The sequence below is a fragment of the Pradoshia sp. Z6_59 genome (assembly GCF_058267515.1).
On the sequence record NZ_JBZCPP010000010.1, the window covers coordinates 73,947 to 96,646 of the forward strand.

Here is a 22,700-nt window from a genome sequence, read left to right on the forward strand (position 1 = left end):
TCTTCTTTTCTAAAACAAAGTGTCACAAAAAGGCTATACTTCAATTTAATTTAATCCATGAATAGAAGGTGAATCTATGTTTTTACCCGAGTTAGAAAGATACAGAGAAATAGAAATTCTTCAAGCTGCTACTTTTGCTGCCAGCCTTAAACTAAGAAATGAAGAAACTAAATTGATTGATAATTGGGTGGAGTCGTTGATCGAACTCAATATAAAGAAAGAATATGGGGGCAAACAACCAGAGGATTTTTTTCGATTTATCATACTCTAAAGGAAGCATCAGGTTCTTTAGATAGTAGTTTTTTAAAATATATTTTAGGTCGACTTATTAAGATTAACGACTCTATGTGGGGCAACGTTTTTTCATCCTTTATAGATCGTTCTACCTGGAGGATTAAACAGTATAGAGATGAAGCATTTTCTTTAATAGATGGTTTCAACCAAATTGAGTTCACATCTTTTTTGGCCTATCTTAAAGGAACACCAATTGATCCTAACTCGGAAATTTTTGATTATATTTGGAAAATAGAAAAACAAAGTAAGTTCTTTCATTCTGCTGATTTTTTTATGCGTAATAAAGCTCTAAGATACTTGCTGGACCTAAATGGGGTTAGAGGATTCCATCATACTATCAAGGATTTTAAGAAAATTATAGGATTTATAAAATCAGATAATACGGATATCATACATTACCTTGTTAATTACAAAGTAAATAACAATCAGGGATGTTATCAAGTTATTAGCTTCATTTTTAGTGATCTGAAAAATAGTTATAAGACATTCCAAATAAAAAGAGATTGTATAATATGGTTAGATAATGCTGTTGGCAGTTCACCAAAAAAGCCTTGGATGAACAAATTAACAGCTATTCAGAAAGAACTTAAAGAAGAGGAACTACTAAAAATAGCTCGTTGGGTTTTGAATAATAGAGATTTTGAAAGGGAAGAAAGTACAGGGTGGACTGATAGCGTTTATAAAAAATTCCAAAAATCTTCATCATGGTATCTGGATATCCGAAGTAATGAAATTTAAGGGCGTGTCTGCATTCAACAGTATCATTAAAACAACAGCGGGAATTCTGCTGCCTTTAGAAATAGTATATATTACTGTTTCAAATCACTTTATGGATTCCATCATCGCTTTACGTGCACTTCGTCATATTTTTTTAACCAAGATAATCTTTACAATTACTTATTAGCAGGATTTATATCATTTAATTGATTAGCAAAAAGTGCTACTAATTAAAGAGGAAAACAAATAAATGGAGTTGAATGGTTATTTTATTTTATCAGCATCTATAATAGGAGTTCATTCAGCTTTTTTACTTGTCTTCCTATAAGGATTAAATTATTTTAACTTAATACCTCTTGAGATGTAACAAGCTTTTTCAATGCAAGAATATTCCCCAAATGGATGCCTTCATGAAAAATAGTTCTAACGAGGACTTGTTCCACTGTAAACATTCCAGATTCCGTTACAGAATATTCTTCTTCCAGTCTTTCTCCATATAAATCTCGAATCATAAAAGGCTGTACAGCAAGCAGTCTTTTTAAATAATCTAATTTAGGAACCTCTCCCATCCAATCTTCTGGGCTCGTACCATAACCAAACCATTCATTAAAATGATTAGGGAGGATGATTTGTTCCTTAGTCAAATGTTGAATCCACAAATATTGATCTAAGTATACATGTCCCAGGTTCCATCGTATATTATTTCGAAATCCCTCAGGTACAATATTCACCTCATCCTCATTCATCGAATCAACCGCCACTAACAATTCATGTCGATAATCAGCCAATTGCTTAAAGAGTACTTCATGTCTTTTTAACATATTCAACCCTCCTAATTGTGGTATACCCATTTATTTCGGGTTGTGATTGGCAATTCCCTTCCTACTTTGTAACCAATTAGAATAACTATTTAATTGAAACGAAAAATCAACTAAATCCTACTCGATAGTATGAGACCACTTAAAGTAAGAGATTCAATTCAATAATCATAAAAACATCCAATCTGGCTTGGATGTTTTCTTCTTATCAAGTAGATTTTAGACACTTGAGTATAGTAAGCTGCATCGATATACCGTCTGTTATGATTTTTTTCCGTTCCTTTATCTTGTAATTCATTCCATCAACGATAAAATGTCCATTGCCGGAGTAGACAACATATTTTCCCTGTTTCTCCAACTCATATTTAATGGCAACTACATATTCATTAGCATTTGGATACGTTTCATTCATCCTTAGTATAATTGTATTTCTCTCATCCTGTTTATATTTAATAAACAATAAAAAAGCAATCATAACAATCAATAAAGTTAATATATACACCATGCAGACTACCTCCGCCTCCATATATTAACTTTATTTTATAACAAAATATGACAATACTCCACATACTTTAATATAATTAATAAATTCACTTTTAAAGAACTACTACATGTACATAAAATAGAATCATTTTCACTGTTTTAAAAAGACCTCAGTCCAGTTTTCTTAAATCAGTAAATGGATAAAAGACATATATACCCTGGCCTATAACCTGCTCCTGTTTAATTAACCCTAATCCATTGCGACTATCCATACTTACAAGGCGATTATCACCCATAACAAAATATTCATTTTCAGGAATAAGGATTGCTTCGAAATCTCCATTTGATTTTCCGCCTTCATGAGCTTCTTGGTAATTTTTTTCCAGATATCTTTCTTTTTTCTGAACATCATTAATATAGAGGATATTATTTTTGACTTCCACCTTATCCCCTGCCACACCAATTATTCTCTTAATGAACATCTCATTGTTATAACCCTTAATGATGACAATATCTCCTGTATTATATCTCTTTTCTTTTAATGATTTACTGACCAGTATTCTCTCTTGATTGCGGAGAGTGGGTTCCATCGATACTCCTTCCACTTTATACGGAGTAAATAAGAAAGTCCTAATTAACATAATGGCAACAACAATGATGAAAATGGACTTTATCCAATCAAATGTATCCTTTTTAAAATTTCTTTCAGGGATCAAATAATACACCTCATCTTTCCAAAAAGGGTTGGAAGTCAGTCAATAAATACTCTTTTCAATCCTTCAAGCATATAAGGCTTTAGGTTCTTATGTATCCAATAATTTGTTTATTACATACTATCCAAATCTAGCGGCATCTCTCTATACTTTTCTTATCTTTTCTCCTCCTCATTTTTATTAGCTCGACATACCGCAATTTAAGTGTTCAAAAGCAGATTCCCAGCAAATAATTACCGTGTTTCTTCTATTATAATGATTCACTCAGGAACTAATTAATTATCTTTTTTGACGAATAACGTCTGTTAAACTAATTTATTTAAAAAAACCTTAGAACTATGTCATATTTTAGGTTATAATAGGAATAGATTATTTTATAACAACCAACGAATGAAAATCGGCCAGCTTCTATGGTTTCCTTTCATAGTAGTTAGTCAGAAAAACAAATTTACTAAAGTGGTCTTTCATTGATAATTTTCATTCTCTTAAAAACTAAAATTTCATCTTTTTTTAACTACGAACTATATAATTTTTGATATTTTCATCTTTTACTTTATAGCAATCACATCCATTCATTACCCTTTTCTCCCAATTTTAAGCGCAGTTTTTTGTATGTTTGATATTTTTTCTAAGTTTTTTTAATTCCTTTTTTTACCATTAATTCAAAATAACGGATATTTTTGTGACAATTATGACAAAAACTCCTCTTTTTAAATTTACTAGAAAAATATATTAATACCATGGTTTATTAAGTTTTTTTACCTAAAGTTTTCTGAATATTCAATATATTAGACATATATTTGACATATTCACGTTATATCAGTAATGGATTTAACATCTCCTCGTTATTACTTCTTTCTCGTAAACCTGATAAGATTGTCAATGTTAGCTCAAAACAAACAATTTTAGGAGGTTCAAACTACATGAAGAAAACTTTGTTATCATTCGTAGCGGTAGCTTCCATCGCCGTTGCTATGGGCGGACCCCAAGCATCTGCCCAAGAAATCACAATCAAAAAAGGTGATACACTATGGGGTATCTCAAATAAATACGACACTACTGTTGATCATATTAAAGAACTCAATAATTTAGATTCCGATATCATTATTGAGAATACTAAATTGATCGTAAAGGAAGACCAACCAAAAACTTATACCGTTAAAAAAGGTGATAGTCTTTGGAAGATAGCTGTTAAAAATAAAATCTCTATTAATCAGCTAAAAAGTTGGAATAGCTTAAATTCAGAAATTATTCAACCAGGTCAAGTCCTTAATTTGTCTGGTGTTGGCCAACCGGCAAAAAATAATACTGAAGCTGTTCAACAAAAAACAACAACTACATCAACAACTACTAAAACTGAAACAAAAACAGAGACAACTACTACTACTGCAAAGTCTACTGGACAAAAAGCAGGAAAAACTCTCTCTGTTTCAGCCACAGCTTATACAGCTAGTTGTAACGGTTGTTCTGGCGTCACTGCTACCGGAGTCGATTTAAATGCGAATCCAAATGCTAAAGTTATCGCAGTTGACCCTAGTGTAATTCCATTAGGTTCAAAAGTTTATGTTGAAGGTTATGGATATGCTACTGCTGCTGATACCGGTGGTGCTATTAAAGGGAACAAAATAGATGTTTTCATCCCTACACAAGATGCTGCTCTTAATTGGGGACGTAAACAAGTTAACATTCAAATTTTAAACTAACACATTTCGCTTTAAACGACACCTTCGAGTTTACATCCAGTTCTCGAAGGTGTTTTTTATATATCTTTTTCACTCCACTTTATCTCCTAAAAGAGCATCTGACATACATTCTTATCCATCCAGTCTAAACCTGCATAAATACAATTAATATATCAAAAACAATTACATTCATTTAATTTTTATTTAATGATCTGTTCATCCTCATGATTTCTTGAAGAAATTGGAGGATTTTATATAGCATAACCTCTTTAAAATCAGGTTCTCGCTCAATTTTCAATTAATGATAAAGATAGAACTTAGTGATGCTTCTGATAAAAGCGGTATCTCGCATCTTTATTAGCTTATTAAACTCACATATTTATTTTCGAATCATAAATTGAGAATCATCGCTCACTACCAATCATATATAGTCTCCACTCACTATTTAAACTTTCTTTCCGTATCATGACTTACTAATTAACCATCTTGAATGCTTTTATAAAAAGGCTATTTTCGTACTATTACACGTTAAATTACTATTTTGCAGTGCTATTTTATGAGGGTAGCTGCGGAAAAAGTGTATGTCATATCAAATAAACGTTTTGAGGATATTCCTACTAAGAGAGTTTCTAAAATTATTTGTGATAACGAAACAGGATTCCTATGTATTTTTTTAAAATAGTACTTCTGCCGGGTTAATTTTTTACAGTTTACATGGATGAAAAGCCTTTAATATAGTGGTCTCCCATTCCGCCATCCGGGACTTTAGTTAATGATCTATTGTCCATTTCCTTTTATATTTTTTTACACTAGCGTAAATGGTTTTCTAAGATTAAATTTACAACCTTAGTTAAAATCATTTGATTCACTGGTCTTTAGTCATAAGAAATTGATTAAATAGCGAAAATTTATGTAAATTGCTCTAAAAAAAGCATACCTGCATTAGGTATACTTTTTATCGATCCTCTAATCATGTACTACTTGTATTTATTCATTTTTTTCGACTTTATGGCCGCCAAACTCATTCCGTAAAGCAGCTACAACTTTGCCGTTAAATGTATCATTTTCTTGCGAACGATAACGCATTAATAGAGCCAGTGCCATTACTGGTGTCGAGGCTTGGAGGTCTAAAGCCGTTTCTAGTGCCCATTTTCCTTCACCGGACGAATGCATAACTCCCTTAATTCCTTCCAAACGAGCATCTTTAGCAAAAGCTTGTTCCGTTAATTCCATTAACCAGGAGCGCACAACCGATCCATTATTCCAGACTCTCGCTACTTGTTCATAATCAAAATTAAACTCACTTTTTTCGAGAATCTCAAAACCTTCTCCAATCGCTGCCATCATTCCATACTCAATTCCGTTGTGAACCATTTTTAAATAATGTCCGCTCCCCGAATCACCTGCATATAAATACCCATTTGGTACAGAAGTGGCTGCAAATAATGGCTCAATCACTTTCCATGCCTTTTGATCGCCACCAATCATATAACAAGCCCCATTTCTTGCTCCTTCCATTCCCCCGGAAGTACCGACATCCATAAAATAGATTCCAGCTTCTTTTAATACCCTGCTTCGTCGCATTGATTCCTTATAATTCGAATTTCCCCCATCTATTAAAATATCTCCAGGACTTAATAGCGGAAAAAGCTCTTCTATAACGTTATCAACAACAGTATGTGGTACCATCAGCCATATGACTCTGGGTTGCTCCAGTTTATTCACGATTTCTTTCATATTAAGGCTGCCAATGGCTCCATATTTTTGAATGCTCTCAACCGAAGCTGAATTTACATCATAAGCATGCACCATAATTTGGTGGTCTATTAAATTTTCAGCCAAATTCATCCCCATCTTGCCAAGACCAATCAAACCTACTTTCATCAGGTCTCCTCCTTATTAATATCTTTACTAGTTACATACCGTTATTTCCAACAAATAAACATTTCAACCCATTCCATCTTGTCAAATATTCTAATACTAAACTTTCGAAGCCTAAAATGTGCAGTGAATTTTCCAATTCTTTGCCTAATCAACAAAAATTAGTTAAAATTCTATATAGATAAAGAACGGAGGAGAGAAATAAGATGGCAATTTGCAAAGAATGCTTTGATGGGAATATAGTTGATGAACAACATGAGCAATATGAAAATCTAGATCGTGAGTTAGTTCGCCTTATTGAAGTAAGCCATTTTTCCTATGACGAAGCCTTTAAAAGGGCAACCAGATTATACCCTGCCATAAAGAAATGTCCTGAGTGCAATGGCAATGGAAAAATATAATAGCTTAATAATCAAATTTTGTAGTATTCCTTAAACAAACCATCCATCAATCAATCGTGTATATAAAAATGAGGTATTTTTATGGTTAAATTAAAAGATTCTCAGCAGGAAAAACAAGATATAAAGGTATATATCGGTGATCGTTATCATTCATTTTTAAATGAGAATCATAGAATTAAAAGATGGAATTTTTTCGGTTTAGTCTTTGGGATGTTTTGGTTTGCATATCGAAAGAGATATCTGATTGTCGGTATTTTCATCCTGATTGATATTTTGGTATCTATCCTATTCCGCAACCACCTGTTTTATTGGTTAGCTTTTGCTGCATTAATGCATCTTTATATAGGCAGAAGCGGTAATCTTTTATATTTAGCCGGTACGAAAAAACATGTACAACAGATAAGACATAAACATTCTCATCTCGAAGAAAAGGATATGAAACGCTTACTAATAAAAAAAGGGCGAACCAGCTGGTGTCTTATACTACCTTTACTTATCTATTTTGTTCTTATTCATACCTATCTGTTTATCGATGATATTAAAATTATAGTAGCCACCTATTTTTAAATGATACTTAACAAAAAATTAGAGTGATTATCAAAATCACTCTAACACTATTGACCTATATTGTTTTCAATTTAAATCAGATGATTCCTATCTTTCAGCAAGCATGCACATGTTTTCCTTCTGGCTATCATAATTAGACACCAAAATTACTTCAAGCGCAAATTCCATAATGAATATCCTTACATAGGTTTATTATTCTTCGTTCTTCTTTTGTTCTTCTTCAGATTAGATAGGAGCGGATTTTCGACCAAGGGTTCCTCTAATAATGGTTCCTCTTGTTTGTTGTCTAAAAGATTTTCTTCAATAACATCCTCTTTTTCAGCCTCAGGTTGATCATTATATTCCTCATCCACCTCATACCAGTCTTCAGGAATTTCGTAATAAACTCCTGGTTCATCAGTTGTAACTCCGCCTTCAAAATATCCTTCGTCAATCTCTTCTTCTTCCTCAAAATGATAATCTCCAGTATCCGTATAAAACAAGCCTGTTATATCACCCTCCGATAATGGATTGGAAACCCAACCACTGATTAACGAATAAACATCTTTAAGGGGAATGCTAAACCCAATGGATTCATCCTCAATTGATCTCGCTGAATTGATTCCAATTACTTTGCCTGATTTTACAGAGACCAATGGACCGCCACTGCTTCCAGGAGATATCCGAGCAGTCGTCTGATAAATATTTTCATAAATACGCTCCCCAATATAAAAACTCCGATTAATCGCTGCAATTGTTCCCAAAGTTGCTGTATTAGTCTTTCCGAGCGGACTCCCCAATGCTATTACTTCCTCACCTATCGAAGCATACTCGTCGGTTGCTATCCCCAAGGATTGATGATTCGCCAATTCAGGTATCCTGATAATTGCGACATCATGGATATTTGAATACCCAATGACTTTTCCTGTAAAGGATTGACTTGTATAATCTATTGCTGTTATATCAACAGAGCCCTCTACTACATGAGCATTAGTAAGGATATCTCCTTGATTGTTAATGATAAATCCAGTACCTTGATTATCCTCAGTGAAAATAGTATAAACTTTTGCAAGTGATTCCGTTATAATCTCAGAAACTTCTTTTTTGGTATCTACTTTTATATCAGTTACCGGTTTAGGCGTTGTTTTAATTTCCTCTGCTTGATTCTTTTTTCCATTCTCTTTATGTACCAATTTTATTTCTTTTATGCTTCCATATTCGACCCGCTTATGATTATCCGTTTGATTTGCAGCTAATAAATAGATGCTTGCTGAAAGAATAGCGATGATACTAAAAGAAACCAAGACAATTTTTGATCTATTTCTTTTTGGTCCATTCTTCAATTCACCACAATGCAAACAGTACTTACCTCGGGTTTTTATTTCATTCTGACAATAGCGACATTTCATTCCTTACACCTGCTTCTTCATTGACAGCTAAATGACCTTCATCTCTTATTCATTATTTCGTCATTCAAGCCATAAAAATGAAGTATGGTCATAAAATTTTCTATAATTCAACATAGAACAGCCTCAAAAAAGCTAAACTGAAAAAGAAAAGCGATATTCACGGCGTTTCCTATAGCTAATCTCTTATGTTTTGAACGTATATGTTCTATACACGTTACCAGAAACATCGATCCTATCGAAATATGCAAGTACGGATAAAGCCAGACACTATCTTTCACGATAATAAAATAAGCAATTACAATTACAAATGAAGAACTGATAAACTTAAAAACTTTCATATATCCACCCTTTATCTTTTATCCACTAAAATGATTTATTATATATCCATATTTACTATATCAAAATGAATGAACAGCATAAATAAAACAAACAAGGATTGTCAATAAACTGCTTCAGATCAGTTTATTGACAATCCTTTCATTTACCTGCGGGACACTTTAAATATTAGAATTTCTTAATTTTCTATGGTGGAAATTTTTAAACACGATTCCATGGGTAGGTGAGAACAAAAACACGATGGCAAAAATCAAGCCAGACACTAACAGATTTTCTATGATTATATGAAACTGTTACTAATTAATTAAAATAATTATAAATAAAATAATATCTCAGTTTTGGTCATTAAATAAAATATTCCTCTATGTAAAATTTTGGTCAACAATATTTAAATCTCGCTATGGTGAAAATTCAGATAAAATTATATAATTAAATCTTATAGGACAGCATACACATATGTTTCTTATAAAAACTCATGCTAAGAGTAGAAAAATAAATTAGGAGGGAACTTGTATGAAGGTCATTGTGTATAAAAAAGATATCGATCAATTCCTGGCTGATTTTAAATCTATCTCTTCTTATGATGAAGTTGGTAAGAAGTATTACTTTATCTTTGAAGACCATATTAGAGGTGGCCACTGGACCTTAATGTTTTATGATAAAGAAGGAAAATGGACTGCGCATGGTAAGGGAGAGTTTTATAGCGACATAGATGAATTACAGCTTTCAGGTGATCAATTAAAACTTTTCATTTACAAAAACAGAAAATATATTAATAATGTGATTCGACAATTAAAAGTAGCTATTTAATTCTTAGGATCACAGACAATATAAAGAAGCCAGTGTCTAAAACAGAACACTGGCTTCTTTATTAGTTCTCTAGCACCTTAATAAATTCACGCATGTAATCCGGTAAATCCGGTGGGCGTCGACTTGAAACAATATGTCCGTCTACGATAACTGCCTCATCATACCAGGAAGCCCCTGCATTTACCATATCATCTCGTATTCCAGGTGTACTTGTTACCTTTCTTCCCTTTAAAATATCAGCTGATATCAATACCCAGCCTGCATGGCAGATTTGTCCGATTGGTTTTTGCTGTTCATCCATTTTTTGAATAAACGCTAATATTTCTGGAAATCTGCGAAGTTTATCAGGAGCCCAGCCCCCAGGAACTAAAACTGCATCATAATCATCCGGATTTACCTCTGCAAAGCTATACTCACTTTCTGCAGGTACACCATACTTGCCAATATACTTGACTTTTTCCTGTTCACCTGCCAGATGGACTATGGCTCCTTCTTCACGCAGTCGATGAATTGGATACCACAATTCAAGGTCCTCAAATTCATGATGTACAAAACTTAAAATCTTCTTATCCTTTAACCTCATACTGTCACTCCCTATCTATCATTTCTTATGTACATATTCCCTATTCTTATAAAACTATTCTTCAAAAGAATATCAATCATTTATGTTTTTACTAAATCTTTTGTATCAATCCACTGCTTAGCGTTTCAAAATAAAACGGAATATTCATATTTTAGACTACACAGACAGCCTGTTTATTTATAAAATTATATTAAAATAACAAAAGGGGGATTCATATGAGAAAGTTAAACACAAGAAAAATAGTCCTTTTATTTGTTTTGGCAGGTATGTTTAGTCTAGGATTAATTACTCAATATTACTTTCAGCATTCTAAAGCTTCCGCAGAGCTGGAACAATTAAATAAAGAGATTAATCTTGCCAAAGAAAACAATAAACAATTGGAAATGGAAATTGTAAATTTACACAAAGAAATCGAAAAATATGCCGAAGAGGAATCATCCAGTACCGATAGTGTTGATTCAAATACAATCTCCACAGATGATAAAACAAACACAGCTGAAACAACGAACGCGGTTGAGGATGATGCAACTAAGATTGCGTCCGATGAAGAAAATGAAGAACAACAGGGCACTTCTGATCTCCAAACCGCTCATGATCAGGCAATCAATCTCGTAAAGGGTCATATTGGTTATACCAATGAATCAAATGTTCATTTTGAAGTGCAAGGGAAGATATCAGGCACTGAGGACTTATCTATACATGTTTATGAAGTAGTAGTTGATGAGGGAGAAAGCCAGCATACCGCAACCTGGGGATGGTATGGAGTAAACGTTACAGCAGGTAAAGTTTACGAAATAAATGGTTAAGCCACAGCGATAAGCAACTCTCCACTATGGATAACGTTCTTGCTTATACAGCAAGAAGTATATAAGAGATTATTGACACATTTTGGATGAATTCTAATTTAGCACGATAAATAGTTATATAAAATGTGCTATAAAGAGACATTTTACACCTTTTCACTCGCTCATTTGTAACTTTTGTCCTATAATATATATATACAATACGTTTCGTAAAAGGTGGGAGCAACCATGAAATCCTCTTTTGGAAGCAGGTTAAAAGAGTTGCGTAAAGAGAAGCGTTTGTCACAAGAAGAACTAGGAGCTATTATAGGGGTCGCACAATCAACCATGGGATCTTACGAACGGGAAACACGCGAACCAAGTATTGACGGAATATTGGAACTTGCCCATTATTTTGATGTATCTGTCGATTATTTATTGGGTAATTCTAATGAACGAAAAATACCTGAATTAACACATTTACAAGGATTCTATGACTTGCATAAATTCATGCATGAAAATGAGATTGTGCTATATGGCAGAACCTTAACAGAGGATGAAAAACAGCGTCTGTTAGATATCTCATTAGGCCTCTTCTATCGTTAATCATTTACTGGATACAGGCAGCTTGAAAGCTGCCTGTATTTAACTAGTTTCGTATAAATAGTACACTACTGTACCTTTCAGTACCTCAATTTCTTTTTGATTAATAGCAGACACGATAAAATGTAACTCATTTTCCAATTTTGTTTCAAGCTTTGCCTTTAATCTTATTGAATCGTTCAAAAAGACCATGTCGCGAAAACGAATTGTATAATCTTTTATAAATCCCTCCTCATAATAAGGGGTAAACAGTTTTGACAGATTTCCCATTGTCCACATTCCATGTGCTATAATACCCGGAAGCCCTAATCTTTTCGCTTGCTCCTCATCCTTATGGATAGGATTATGATCCCCTGAAGCATTAGCATACGCAACCAGTACTTCTCTAGAAACAGGTTCCAATCTAATTTCTTCCAATTCATCACCAACCTGCATATCAAGCAAACATGTCATGCTTTCAACTCCTTTTGCACAACTTCATTTATAATAATTACAATGGTAGAAGTAAATATCGCGTTTCCTTCTTTATCCTCACCATTGTTTTCAATCCGAAGAATACCCATCTTTCCGTTACTTCCGATTCTCTCTTTATAATCTTTAACTTTTGCAAAACAATAGACTTCTTCATCTACTAATAAAGGTCTCTCATAATGATAGATTTGCTCTCCATGGATTAATCCTTTAGATGGCAAATCCAGACCTTCTAACTCTCCATAATTGAATACTCTTGGGTATGTTGGTGGAGCGATATTATCCCCGTATCTGGATTTCTTGCCATATTCCTGATCAACAAATATAGGATGCTCATCTCCAATTGCTTTGGCAAATTGTATAACACGTTCTCTATCCACTCTATTTAAAACTCGATTGGAGCTCTTGCCTACCGCTTGAGCAAACATTCATCTCACCTCACTTAATTTTTAGGTCCCCCTGCCACATATAAAACCTGGCCATTTACAAACGATGACTTTTCATCTGCAAAAAATGAAACAGCGTTCGCAATATCTTCGGGTTTACCACTGCGTCCAACAGGAATGATTGAAACGCTTGCTTCAATTAACTGTTCAAATGATATCCCGATTCGAGCTGCTGTCTCCTTTGTCATATCCGTTTCGATGAATCCAGGAGCCACTGAGTTGGCCGTAATACCAAACCCACCCAGTTCAACAGCCAATGTTTTAGTAAACCCCTGTAAACCGGCTTTTGCTGCAGAATAATTCACTTGCCCTCTGTTCCCAAGCGCCGAGGTAGAAGAGATATTAATAATGCGCCCATACTTTTGCTTAACCATATATTTTTGCACGGCTCTAGTCATATTAAAGGAGCCCTTCAAGTGAACATCCATTACCAATTGCCAATCTGAATCTGTCATTTTAAAAATAAGGTTATCCCGGATAACTCCTGCATTATTAACCAGAATATCAATAGCACCATAGTGTTCATATACTTCCTTTACAGCTTGTTCCACTTCCTCTGATGAAGTAACATCTGCTACAAGAGTCAAACAATCTAATTCTTTCTGTTTAAAGTGTTCCGCAGTTGCTTGCAGAGCTTCTTGATTTACATCAAAAAGGGCAACCTTAGCTCCTTGTACCGCTAAATTTTCTGCGATTCCTTTCCCTATCCCTCTGCTTCCCCCGGTAATAATGGCCACTCTATTTTCAAATCTCCCAGTCATTCTACGTCCACATCCCTTTCAAATAAGATAAACGTTAACTAATTCTACAAAAATCTTAAAATTCCTTTTATTGGAAGTGAATTCAACTAAATTCTCCAATTTTCACATGACCTTTTATAAGATTACGGGCGATGATCATTCGCTGGATTTCATCAGTTCCGTCATAAATTCTCCAAAGTCTTGCTTCACGGTACCATCGCTCAATCGGTAATTCTCTCGTATAACCCATACCACCATGAATTTGTAAAACGCGATCGACCACCCTATTTCCCATATTGGCTCCATACAATTTTGCAATCGACGCTACATGCCGGTTATCTTCTCCATGATCAAGAGTAAATGCAGCATTTAATGTAAGCCACCTTGCTGCTTCAATCTCAACCGCAGAATCAGCTATCTGCCATTGAATGGCTTGTCGCTCGACGATTGGTTTACCGAATGTGATACGTTCCTTTGCATAATCAATTGCCATCTGCAATAACCGCTCAGCTGCACCAACAGCACGTGCTCCAACAATCCACCTTGCAAAGCCGATCCACTCAAGTCCCAAATTATATCCTTTATGCAATTCACCTAAAATATTTTCCTCAGGAACTCGAACATTATCAAATACTAATCCGGCTGGACCTCCTTCCCCCATCGTTTGGATAAACTCAGAACGCCATCCCATATCACGATCTACAATAAAACAAGTTACTCCTTCGCGACCTCTTGATTCGATATGCCGCTGTTTATCTGTAATTGCCATAGCCATAACAAAATCAGCATCATTTCCTCCCGTAATAAAGGTTTTCTCTCCATTAAGAACCCATTCTGATCCATCCTTAACAGCTGTCATTTTTATATTTTGCGTATCTGATCCTGCACCTGGTTCTGTCATAGCAAAACAGGACTTCTTGTCACCGTTTATTGTAGGGATCAAGTATTTTTTCTTTTGTTCTTCATTTGCATAGTACAGAATATTATCTGCTGAACCGCCAAAGGTGAAGGGGACAAATGTTTTGGCTACCTCAATAGCTACAATAGCCATCATCATTTGACCTAAGTCAGCGCCCCCATATTCTGTAGGTGTGTTAATGCCCCAAAATCCAGCTTCCTTTGCTTTTAATTGTAATTCCTTAAGCTTACCGGGAGGGAGGCTTGGTTTCCCTTCTCGTTCATTTCGCAACACTTCATTTTCTAATGGCATTAATTCCTTTTCTACAAATCTACGAATTGTTTTTTGAACCATTTTTTGCTCATCAGTCAAACGTAAATACATACTAATCCTCCTTTTCACTTAAATACTAACCAGTCGGTATGTTTTATTTGCAGATGCTCCATAGAAGCACCTGATTATATTCACTGGATTTATAGAGTCGAGTGTCCTTTCTTAAATCATGCCAACTTCACTTTCAGACGTTCTATAGATCTCTTCAATTTTCTTCCCTCTCGCCCGTGATAGAATATCCATCCTTATTTGAAGCTGCTTCATGGCAAAGTTAACAACCTCTTCAGGGCTTGTTCCAAATGCATCTAAATCCGCATCTGTTAACCCCTCTTCTACAATTGTTAGAGCCAGCGGGGTTAACTCCGCCATCCGTTTCATGACAACATCCTCATATATATGAGGATGTTCACAAATCAAACGCTGAAGCAAGTACGTACCATAACCGATATGGCGAGATTCATCCCTCTTCAAATTGCCAATTCCCTCAAGTAATCCTGGCATTAAATTTGATTTCTCCAGTGATTGATAAAACGAAAAATACCCCGTTTCAGCAAGTACCCCTTCCACAAACATGTTATATACCGTTGAGGCGTCTGCTATCGCCTCAGGTGATTGATCTGTAAGCAGGCGATCCATTGTATTTGGTAATATTACATGGAAAACTTGCTTATACGTATCTGTTAATAAGGGATTTAACTCCCCCTTTTCTCCAATTGCGTCCAGGACGGCTCTAAAGAATTCAGTATGCTTTGCTTCTTCAAACAGGAAGGTAGTCAGGAACATTTCCTCTTCAATCCGTCCATCCTTCGCAATCGCCATCATGAGCGGTAATAAATCGAGTGTGACAGCTTCTTCTCCTGCCTGAAATTGTGAAAGAAGACGAAGAATGCTGTGCCTTTGTCCCGGTGTAGCCTGCTTCCAATCAACAGCATCCTTTGTAAAATCAATATCTGCTGGATTCCATGTTCCCACCCTTTTTGCTTTTTGATACAAACGATAAGGAAAAGAATCTACCAAGAGGCCTCTTGAAGTTGCCGTAATGGTTTCTCTCATATTCATAAAACTCCCTTCATTTTAAAAATTATTTATAGTCTCGTTCTACTATTCTCTCGGATGCGGCAGTTCGGAGATGAGTCTTTAAAATTTTCCCAACACCATTCCGCGGCAATGACTCAAAGAATAATATTTTTCTTGGCGTTTTATTTTTTGCAAGATGTTCCTGGCAATATGCAATCAATTCCTCTTCCTGAACATCTGTTTTTGATTCCCTAACAATGCATGCCACCAATTCTTCACCCATACTGGCATCTGGTATTCCTATGACAGCCACTTCAGATACCGCATAATGCTGACTTAATATCTCCTCTACATCACGTGGATAAATATTGAACCCTCCACGGATAACTAAATCTTTTTTTCGGTCGATAATATATAAATAGCCATCTTCGTCGATACGTCCTAAATCCCCTGTATGCAACCAACCGTCTATTAATACGTTGTTTGTTTCACTTTCATTTTGAAAATAACCAGGTGTTACATTATCACCCCTCACTACCACTTCTCCAATCTCTCCGATCGGAAGCTCTAGAGCAGATCTATCCACAATTTTAATTTGTACCCCCGGTATAGGAGGTCCAACAGATCCGGGTTTAACCGGCTGATCCTTTTTATGAGCCGTGACAATAGGTGCTGCCTCAGATAATCCATAACCTTCATAAACCTTCGCCCCAAACTTCTGTTCAAATGCTCTCAGCAATGCAGTGGGTAATGGGGCAGAACCTGAACTTATAGATTCCAAGCTTCGAAGATCGTATTGATTGTAATCGGGGTATGAGACCAAGGCATGAATCATGGCAGGGACACTCGCAAACGATTTAATTCTGTGCTTTTCTATTGCTGCTAATGTTTCTGCAGGGTCAAACCTGGAGAAGATAACGATTGAACTTCCCACTATGTAACATGTATTGGATATGGTTAACCCATAAACGTGAGCAAGCGGAAGAATTCCGAGCGTTGTACCTCTCTCTGTATTAGCATGTTTAGCAGAGTTAACAGCATTTGAATAGAGGTTTAAATGTGTCAGCATAACTCCCTTTGGGTTACCTGTAGTACCTGAGGTATAGAGAATAACAGCAGTATCTTTTGAATCGATATCTTCATAGAATCGCTCATCCAAATCCTCATTGGAATCCATAAATTCATATATATTAATCGCATTACTGACATTATTTTCATCTGTAATTATTATGGTGGGTTTTATGTTTAATAAATCAATTGCTTGTTGGATAGAGTCGAGTATGATGTTAGAGGTGATAATCAGTTTGGCTCCGCAATTTGCGGCAATATAGGCAATTTCCTTCGGATGGAGTGAAAACATAACAGGCACAATGATAGCACCGGCTCTTGTTATCCCTTGATACGCAATTAATACTTCGGGCATATTTGGCATTATGACAAGTATTCTGTCTCCTGGCTGAATTCCTCTATTTCTAAATCCATTGGCCAATCGGTTGGCATATCTCCTTGTCTCCACATTTGTAAATTGCTTGTTTCCGTAGAATAAAAAAGAGTACTCATCAAATGTTTCGATATTCGAATCAAGCAATTGTGATAGCTTCACTTTTTTCTCCTCCAATTCGCGGAATTTTTCACAAAAAATAAATTCCCCTTCTCCAGGTTTGAAGCTTCCTAAAAGAACCTAGCATATACCGCTAACGGGTTTATCAAACTAAACATTGCTAAAGCATGCAGTGTTATTCCTTATGTTGATTTAAAACGTTACGACTCTCTCAGATATTTATAAATTTAACAATGGAAATTTGGACGTACCAGATAACCCTACTCATGCATATTAGATAAAAGTAAGCTTATCCGGTCTATTTTATTCCTCATTTAAGCTTCCAGATTAAATACAAATGATTAAACAAAGTCTATTAACCACCTCCTTTATTGTAAGCGTTTTCAAATAAAGCTTTATAAATTCGTTCATTCTGTGCAAAGCTATCTTCTCCATTCATTGAGATTGGATAACTTTCAGATTATGCTTCTTAAATATGTTCTTTACATGACGCTAAAATTCCTACCTAATATTTTAAAATATTCAGAAAAATTATTATATCAATTTATTTGGGAAAAAAATTATGTTTTTGTTGGGGAAATAGCCAGCTTCTTATAAAGATTGATGAACCAAGTGCATGGTTGAAAGTAGAATGAACAGATAAAGGCACTCAGCATAAATGATCTAAACAAAGAAAGCTAGATTAGCAGCTAACTTTTAGGTGCAGTTCATAAACCGAGTGCTTTTATCTATATATATGTTTCAAATTATTAAATCTATTTTGTTTAGTTTAAGTACTAGTTTTATAGACTGATACAGGTTATATGGACGACGATCTAACTACTTTATAATTATTATGGCGAACGACAGTCCTCGGTGTTTCATAACAAAAATGCTCTGCTACTTCTTCATCTATTTCAACAATACATGATAGCTCACGCACAATTGATACTTTTCCTAAAATAGAAAGACCACGTCGCTCAAATTCAACTATATCTCCTACTTTACCTTTATCTTCTATAGAAACCTCGTTTAGTAGCATATTATCCACTTCTTTTCCTCCTAATCAGACTAATATATGATGTTTTATGCATAATTTAGTAATTAATTCGATAAATCAGTGTAATTTGTGACCATTTACATAGAATTTAACACAAAAAGTATTAAGAATCAATTGAGTTTTCAAAAAAAAGAGTCTATTTTATCATTTTACTCACCAAAATAAATACTATTCTTATTTTTTACCTATTATGATTATTTACGGTGTATTCCTAAATTGTAGAAGCATGTAGTCCGCCTCTCTATTTCACTCGGTAACCTAACAAAAAAGAATCCAGTCTAATGCTGAATTCTTTTTAATCCATCTTATAAGAAACCTTTTTCGAAAATTACGATATCTTCTATTAAACAGCCTTCATGATTTCAAAAAAGAATCATTAAGTGAGACTGAATTTTTCTATTCTATCTTTTAGCTTTAATGCGTTATTATAGCGTTTCATTAGTATGGAAGCTTTACAATTAATGTTTATAGTTGTTTGATTGGAAAGATGTACGTCACACTCTCTACTATCAATCGGGTCGCATCCTCTATAGTGATCTAGTGCTATCCAGGCACATTTTTCATCACGACAGGAATGAGTGGGAAACATATAAATACTGTGCTGGCCGCTAATCTGCAGAGGCAAAATATACCTTCCTCCCAGATATGATTTTGAACTGTTTTTTGCACCCTGATAATCAGCTCCGTATCCAATGATACTTTCTTTTAAAATAGTAAGCGGAGATTTTTCCACCATATAAAAAGTATCCTGAAAGTATAGCTGAGTATACAAATAACCTTCCACAAAAACGGGTAATAAAATTTTTGTATCTATCCCAATATACGGTCTATTTTCTACTTTCATATAGCCACCCTTTTCGAATATATTTGCTTTCTATTCAATAATGGGTATACTACTAATATGTTGGTATACCCAGCAACAGATTATTGGGCCCGGTCCCCCAGACTGCAGGCCCAATTTCTGATATCCTCATAATCTCCTTTCCTGGAAATTGATAGGATTTTTATCCTATCCTTAAATAATTATATGTCAACCGACATTCTTCTCCAAATCTTTCCTGCACCAATTTTCGTAAGCTTCTTTCCCTCAAAATCTATCGTTTATTTACATCCGCAAAATTTTATATTACAATAATATATTTTGAATCTTGTATTATAGCAAAATTATAAAAAATACACAGTTTTTACTGTATAATTTTTATGTTTCTCTGAGGAAAACCTCTAAATTCAGAGCAAATTTGCCTTTAAAATTTAATTTTGAATTTTTCACAATAAATTCAAATAAATGCTTTTACACCTATCATGAAAATAAAAAAAAGGATGACTCTACTACTGTCATCCTCCCCCCTTAATCTATCATCCTGTATTACGAAGACCTGCTGCTATACCATTAATCGTATGTAATACCTGAACAACTAATTGGGTATCCACTTCCTTTAAACTTCTTAGTTCTTTAATTAAATGAACTTGAATGAAATTCAATGGGTCTACATAAGGATTTCTAAGACGAACTGAATCTTTAATATTCGGAGTTTGATCCAGTAACTCTTCATCTCCAGTTATCTCAAGTAAAACCGCTTTAGTTTTGTTGTACTCTTCAACTATATCCTCAAATATCCGATCTCCAATTAAAGGATCTTCAACCAGATCAGCATATTCTTTCGCTGTTTTAAGATCTGCTTTCATTAATGCCATTTGCAAATTATCAATTGTAGATCGAAAGAATGGCCAATCCTGATACATTTCCTTCAATGTCTCTATATTGCCTTTTTCTTTATATGCGTATGTTGCAAGGCCAGTGCCGGAAGCATACCAAGCAGGAAATAACTGTCTGCTTTGTGTCCAGGCAAATACCCAGGGAATAGCTCGTAAATTTTCAAATTTATCACTGTTTTTACGCGCCATTGGTCTGGAACCAATATTCAGTTCACCAATTTCTTTTAGAGGTGTGGCTTGATTAAAGTAAGTTAAAAAACCTTCATCCTTAAATACAAGTGACTGATATTTTTCATAAGAGACATCAGAAATACTTTCCATGGCGCGAACCCAGCTATCATCTCTTAGATGGCCCTGTTCTGAAGATTTCGAAACATTAGCGGCTGTTTCCAGCAGCGTTGACGTTGCTTGCTCTAATGAACGATATGCGATGTCTTCTATTAAATAACGAGAAGATAATACTTCTCCTTGCTCTGTTATTTTCACCCCGTCTCCCAGTGTTTCGAGCGGCTGAGAAAGAAGGCTTCTGCTCAAAGGCCCGCCACCACGGCCAAGAGAACCACCACGTCCGTGAAAGAATTTCGTTGAAATATCATATTCCTTTGCCAGCTCATGCAGTTCTATTTGTGCTTTATAAAGCTTCCAATTGGCGGTCAGAGTCCCGCCATCCTTACTGCCATCCGAATACCCCAGCATAATTTCTTGCTGGTTTCTCAGCTTTCTGAGATGCTCTCGATAAACTGGCAGGTCAAACAATGTTTCTAATATAGCAGGTCCATTTGACAAATCTTCTATTGTTTCTAGTAATGGAGCTACATTCAAATCACTTTCAACTGTACCATCTGCATGAAGTTTATATAATCCCGCTTCTTTGGCCAATAATAAAACCTCCAGCAAATCACTTGCCGAACGTGTCATACTAACGATATAGACCCTAATAGATGCTTTTCCAAATTCTTTATGGGCCTTTTTGATTAATTTGAATACCTTAATAATTTCCTGCGTTTCCTTTGTATATTCTTCATTGTCTAGCAATAGCGGCCTTGGATCCATCAGTAATTTTTCCAGTAGTTTTTCTTTTTCCGGCTCAGATAAATCCGTATAACAGTCTGTTATCTTAATTTTTCTCAGGATTTCATCGATGGCACCTGCATGCTCATCACTATGATTGCGAATGTCTAACGTGCCAAGATGGAAGCCAAACAGCTGTACCTGTCTAATTAATTTATGTAAAAGCTTCAACTGTTGCCCTTTTGGATGATGTGTATCTATACTTTGCTTAATCATTAATAAATCCTCAAGCAATTCTTCTGATGATTGGTAACCCCGTTCATCATTAGCCACCATGCGGACACGTTCAACCATAATAGCTAATTTACGACGATACGCTTCATTTTTGACAGGCCATTTTTTATCATCGCTTATATATTCAGATTCTCCCAATTCTATCGATCTCATTATTTCATCGCCAACTCTAATTTGGACTGTTGAATGAGATAAACGCTTCATTAATTCAATCAAAGCCTTTTCATATTTTCTAAGAACCAATGCTCTATGTCTATTTAGAGTTTCCCATGTAACAGCTGGGGTTACATACGGATTGCCATCCCGATCCCCGCCAATCCAGGAACCGAAATGCAGAAAGTTTGGCACACTCCAGGTTTCACTGCTGTAATGGACAGTCAATTTGTCTTCAACTTCCTGATGTATTTCTGGTATGACATCAAAGAATATCTTGTCAAAATAATACAAACCATTTCTAACCTCATCAATGACTGTTGGTTTCCTGTCTCTTAATTCATCAGAATGCCATAAAGTGGTAATCTCATTATAGAGGTCTTCTTTAATATCCTTATATTCATTCTCGGTTAACATAGGATTATTAAGCGTTTTAAGGAGAAGTAATAATCTCTTTTGAATTTCCAAAATAGACCGTTTAGCCGCCTCTGTAGGATGAGCAGTAATAATCAATTCAAGGGATATTCGTTCAAGAACGTGCTGTATAATTTCACCGCTAATATTTTTATCCTTCATTGATTGGATGGCTTTTTCAATTGAACCGGGCTGCTCATCAGAATTGTTTAGTTGATATTCGCGTTTCCGTCGAATTCGATGATTTTGTTCTGCTGCATTTATTAAGTGAAAATAAACGGAAAACGCCTTGATAACTTGCATTCTCGTCTCTGGGCTAAGCATTTCTATTTCCTTTTTTAATGTATGGTACGTCTCATCTTCCACATGTAAACGAAGAGATTTACACATTGTACGGATTTTTTCAACGGTATTAAAAAGCTCTTGTCCACCCTGATAGATGAGAACCTCGCCCAGTATATTGCCTAGCAATTTTACTTCCTTGCGCAACGGCTGATTCGTATCCTGTTTTGTGACCACTCAAAATCCCTCCCACTTCTCTACCCAATA

General features: G+C 35.1%; 22 protein-coding genes. 7 read left to right on the forward strand and 15 right to left on the reverse strand.

The window, feature by feature from the left end; all coding sequences use genetic code 11:
- Positions 1-183 precede the first annotated feature (183 nt).
- Positions 184-1,032: a hypothetical protein gene (locus AC4D4B_RS12055; RefSeq protein WP_491000015.1), complete on the forward strand. Its 849-nt coding sequence runs from the start codon at positions 184-186 to the stop codon at positions 1,030-1,032.
- 320 nt (positions 1,033-1,352) lie between these two features.
- Here the strand turns inward: AC4D4B_RS12055 and AC4D4B_RS12060 are convergent, their stop codons facing one another.
- From AC4D4B_RS12060 to lepB, 3 genes are all read right to left on the reverse strand, one after another.
- On the reverse strand, positions 1,353-1,832 hold the full coding sequence (locus AC4D4B_RS12060) for a DinB family protein (RefSeq protein WP_490995783.1): 480 nt from the start codon (positions 1,830-1,832) through the stop codon (positions 1,353-1,355).
- A 205-nt stretch (positions 1,833-2,037) separates the two neighbouring features.
- Positions 2,038-2,334 (reverse strand): hypothetical protein, encoded by a 297-nt coding sequence (locus tag AC4D4B_RS12065; RefSeq protein WP_491000016.1) that lies wholly within the window; start codon positions 2,332-2,334, stop codon positions 2,038-2,040.
- Positions 2,335-2,482: 148 nt separating this feature from the next.
- Positions 2,483-3,028 (reverse strand): signal peptidase I, encoded by a 546-nt coding sequence (lepB, locus tag AC4D4B_RS12070; RefSeq protein WP_491000017.1) that lies wholly within the window; start codon positions 3,026-3,028, stop codon positions 2,483-2,485.
- 920 nt (positions 3,029-3,948) lie between these two features.
- Here lepB and AC4D4B_RS12075 point away from each other — a divergent pair.
- Entirely contained in the window at positions 3,949-4,728 is a 780-nt protein-coding gene (locus tag AC4D4B_RS12075; RefSeq protein ID WP_490995787.1) for a 3D domain-containing protein, read from the forward strand.
- A gap of 966 nt (positions 4,729-5,694) precedes the next feature.
- Here AC4D4B_RS12075 and gnd read toward each other — a convergent pair.
- A complete protein-coding gene (gene gnd, locus AC4D4B_RS12080; protein ID WP_490995788.1) occupies positions 5,695-6,591 on the reverse strand; it encodes a phosphogluconate dehydrogenase (NAD(+)-dependent, decarboxylating) in 897 nt (298 codons plus the stop codon).
- A 203-nt stretch (positions 6,592-6,794) separates the two neighbouring features.
- On the opposite strand from gnd, the gene AC4D4B_RS12085 reads away from it, so the two are divergent.
- Together AC4D4B_RS12085 and AC4D4B_RS12090 are read left to right on the forward strand one after the other, a co-directional pair.
- Positions 6,795-6,989, forward strand: coding sequence for a hypothetical protein (locus tag AC4D4B_RS12085; protein ID WP_140461299.1), 195 nt, complete (start codon positions 6,795-6,797; stop codon positions 6,987-6,989).
- Between the two features lie 81 nt (positions 6,990-7,070).
- On the forward strand, positions 7,071-7,556 hold the full coding sequence (locus AC4D4B_RS12090) for a hypothetical protein (protein WP_491000018.1): 486 nt from the start codon (positions 7,071-7,073) through the stop codon (positions 7,554-7,556).
- A gap of 179 nt (positions 7,557-7,735) precedes the next feature.
- Here AC4D4B_RS12090 and AC4D4B_RS12095 read toward each other — a convergent pair whose 3' ends face one another.
- Positions 7,736-8,944 carry a S1C family serine protease gene (locus AC4D4B_RS12095; RefSeq protein ID WP_491000019.1) on the reverse strand — a complete coding sequence of 403 codons (1,209 nt, stop codon included), beginning with the start codon at positions 8,942-8,944 and terminating at the stop codon, positions 7,736-7,738.
- An 849-nt stretch (positions 8,945-9,793) separates the two neighbouring features.
- Between AC4D4B_RS12095 and AC4D4B_RS12100 the strand changes: the two genes are divergently transcribed.
- Positions 9,794-10,090, forward strand: coding sequence for a hypothetical protein (locus AC4D4B_RS12100; protein WP_490995792.1), 297 nt, complete (start codon positions 9,794-9,796; stop codon positions 10,088-10,090).
- A gap of 61 nt (positions 10,091-10,151) precedes the next feature.
- On the opposite strand, the gene AC4D4B_RS12105 is transcribed toward AC4D4B_RS12100, so the two are convergent.
- Positions 10,152-10,673, reverse strand: coding sequence for a type 1 glutamine amidotransferase domain-containing protein (locus AC4D4B_RS12105; protein ID WP_490995793.1), 522 nt, complete (start codon positions 10,671-10,673; stop codon positions 10,152-10,154).
- A 215-nt stretch (positions 10,674-10,888) separates the two neighbouring features.
- Between AC4D4B_RS12105 and AC4D4B_RS12110 the strand changes: the two genes are divergently transcribed.
- Positions 10,889-11,479 carry a hypothetical protein gene (locus tag AC4D4B_RS12110; protein WP_490995794.1) on the forward strand — a complete coding sequence of 197 codons (591 nt, stop codon included), beginning with the start codon at positions 10,889-10,891 and terminating at the stop codon, positions 11,477-11,479.
- A gap of 225 nt (positions 11,480-11,704) precedes the next feature.
- Positions 11,705-12,061: a helix-turn-helix domain-containing protein gene (locus AC4D4B_RS12115; protein ID WP_491000020.1), complete on the forward strand. Its 357-nt coding sequence runs from the start codon at positions 11,705-11,707 to the stop codon at positions 12,059-12,061.
- Between the two features lie 39 nt (positions 12,062-12,100).
- On the opposite strand, the gene AC4D4B_RS12120 is transcribed toward AC4D4B_RS12115, so the two are convergent.
- The 9 genes from AC4D4B_RS12120 to ppc all read right to left on the reverse strand — a co-directional run bounded on the left by AC4D4B_RS12120 (position 12,101) and on the right by ppc (position 22,670).
- On the reverse strand, positions 12,101-12,511 hold the full coding sequence (locus tag AC4D4B_RS12120) for a MaoC/PaaZ C-terminal domain-containing protein (protein WP_490995796.1): 411 nt from the start codon (positions 12,509-12,511) through the stop codon (positions 12,101-12,103).
- Entirely contained in the window at positions 12,508-12,957 is a 450-nt protein-coding gene (locus AC4D4B_RS12125) for a MaoC family dehydratase N-terminal domain-containing protein (RefSeq protein ID WP_490995797.1), read from the reverse strand. Before AC4D4B_RS12125 ends, AC4D4B_RS12120 begins: the two co-directional genes overlap by 4 nt.
- 14 nt (positions 12,958-12,971) lie before the next feature.
- Positions 12,972-13,736 (reverse strand): beta-ketoacyl-ACP reductase, encoded by a 765-nt coding sequence (locus AC4D4B_RS12130; RefSeq protein WP_490995798.1) that lies wholly within the window; start codon positions 13,734-13,736, stop codon positions 12,972-12,974.
- 82 nt (positions 13,737-13,818) lie between these two features.
- Positions 13,819-14,997: an acyl-CoA dehydrogenase family protein gene (locus AC4D4B_RS12135; protein ID WP_490995799.1), complete on the reverse strand. Its 1,179-nt coding sequence runs from the start codon at positions 14,995-14,997 to the stop codon at positions 13,819-13,821.
- A 111-nt stretch (positions 14,998-15,108) separates the two neighbouring features.
- Entirely contained in the window at positions 15,109-16,005 is an 897-nt protein-coding gene (locus tag AC4D4B_RS12140; RefSeq protein WP_491000021.1) for a R2-like ligand-binding oxidase, read from the reverse strand.
- A gap of 22 nt (positions 16,006-16,027) precedes the next feature.
- On the reverse strand, positions 16,028-17,581 hold the full coding sequence (locus AC4D4B_RS12145; RefSeq protein WP_491000022.1) for a class I adenylate-forming enzyme family protein: 1,554 nt from the start codon (positions 17,579-17,581) through the stop codon (positions 16,028-16,030).
- Between the two features lie 742 nt (positions 17,582-18,323).
- A complete protein-coding gene (locus AC4D4B_RS12150) occupies positions 18,324-18,545 on the reverse strand; it encodes a DUF2187 family protein (protein ID WP_490996020.1) in 222 nt (73 codons plus the stop codon).
- Between the two features lie 394 nt (positions 18,546-18,939).
- Complete coding sequence (locus tag AC4D4B_RS12155; protein ID WP_491000023.1) at positions 18,940-19,407, reverse strand: competence protein ComK; 468 nt, start codon at positions 19,405-19,407, stop codon at positions 18,940-18,942.
- Positions 19,408-19,919: 512 nt separating this feature from the next.
- Positions 19,920-22,670 (reverse strand): phosphoenolpyruvate carboxylase, encoded by a 2,751-nt coding sequence (gene ppc, locus AC4D4B_RS12160; RefSeq protein ID WP_490995803.1) that lies wholly within the window; start codon positions 22,668-22,670, stop codon positions 19,920-19,922.
- Positions 22,671-22,700: the final 30 nt, after the last annotated feature.

Coding starts and splice junctions, on each gene's coding strand:
- AC4D4B_RS12135 (WP_490995799.1), bottom strand. CDS start 14,997: ATGTATTTACGTTTGACTGATGAGCAAAAAATGGTTCAAAAAACAATT.
- AC4D4B_RS12110 (WP_490995794.1), top strand. CDS start 10,889: ATGAGAAAGTTAAACACAAGAAAAATAGTCCTTTTATTTGTTTTGGCA.
- AC4D4B_RS12095 (WP_491000019.1), bottom strand. CDS start 8,944: ATGAAATGTCGCTATTGTCAGAATGAAATAAAAACCCGAGGTAAGTAC.
- gnd (WP_490995788.1), bottom strand. CDS start 6,591: ATGAAAGTAGGTTTGATTGGTCTTGGCAAGATGGGGATGAATTTGGCT.
- AC4D4B_RS12155 (WP_491000023.1), bottom strand. CDS start 19,407: ATGAAAGTAGAAAATAGACCGTATATTGGGATAGATACAAAAATTTTA.
- AC4D4B_RS12150 (WP_490996020.1), bottom strand. CDS start 18,545: ATGCTACTAAACGAGGTTTCTATAGAAGATAAAGGTAAAGTAGGAGAT.
- AC4D4B_RS12140 (WP_491000021.1), bottom strand. CDS start 16,005: ATGAATATGAGAGAAACCATTACGGCAACTTCAAGAGGCCTCTTGGTA.
- AC4D4B_RS12130 (WP_490995798.1), bottom strand. CDS start 13,736: ATGACTGGGAGATTTGAAAATAGAGTGGCCATTATTACCGGGGGAAGC.
- AC4D4B_RS12085 (WP_140461299.1), top strand. CDS start 6,795: ATGGCAATTTGCAAAGAATGCTTTGATGGGAATATAGTTGATGAACAA.
- AC4D4B_RS12100 (WP_490995792.1), top strand. CDS start 9,794: ATGAAGGTCATTGTGTATAAAAAAGATATCGATCAATTCCTGGCTGAT.
- AC4D4B_RS12105 (WP_490995793.1), bottom strand. CDS start 10,673: ATGAGGTTAAAGGATAAGAAGATTTTAAGTTTTGTACATCATGAATTT.
- AC4D4B_RS12120 (WP_490995796.1), bottom strand. CDS start 12,511: ATGACATGTTTGCTTGATATGCAGGTTGGTGATGAATTGGAAGAAATT.
- AC4D4B_RS12115 (WP_491000020.1), top strand. CDS start 11,705: ATGAAATCCTCTTTTGGAAGCAGGTTAAAAGAGTTGCGTAAAGAGAAG.
- AC4D4B_RS12075 (WP_490995787.1), top strand. CDS start 3,949: ATGAAGAAAACTTTGTTATCATTCGTAGCGGTAGCTTCCATCGCCGTT.
- AC4D4B_RS12065 (WP_491000016.1), bottom strand. CDS start 2,334: ATGGTGTATATATTAACTTTATTGATTGTTATGATTGCTTTTTTATTG.
- AC4D4B_RS12125 (WP_490995797.1), bottom strand. CDS start 12,957: ATGTTTGCTCAAGCGGTAGGCAAGAGCTCCAATCGAGTTTTAAATAGA.
- AC4D4B_RS12090 (WP_491000018.1), top strand. CDS start 7,071: ATGGTTAAATTAAAAGATTCTCAGCAGGAAAAACAAGATATAAAGGTA.
- AC4D4B_RS12060 (WP_490995783.1), bottom strand. CDS start 1,832: ATGTTAAAAAGACATGAAGTACTCTTTAAGCAATTGGCTGATTATCGA.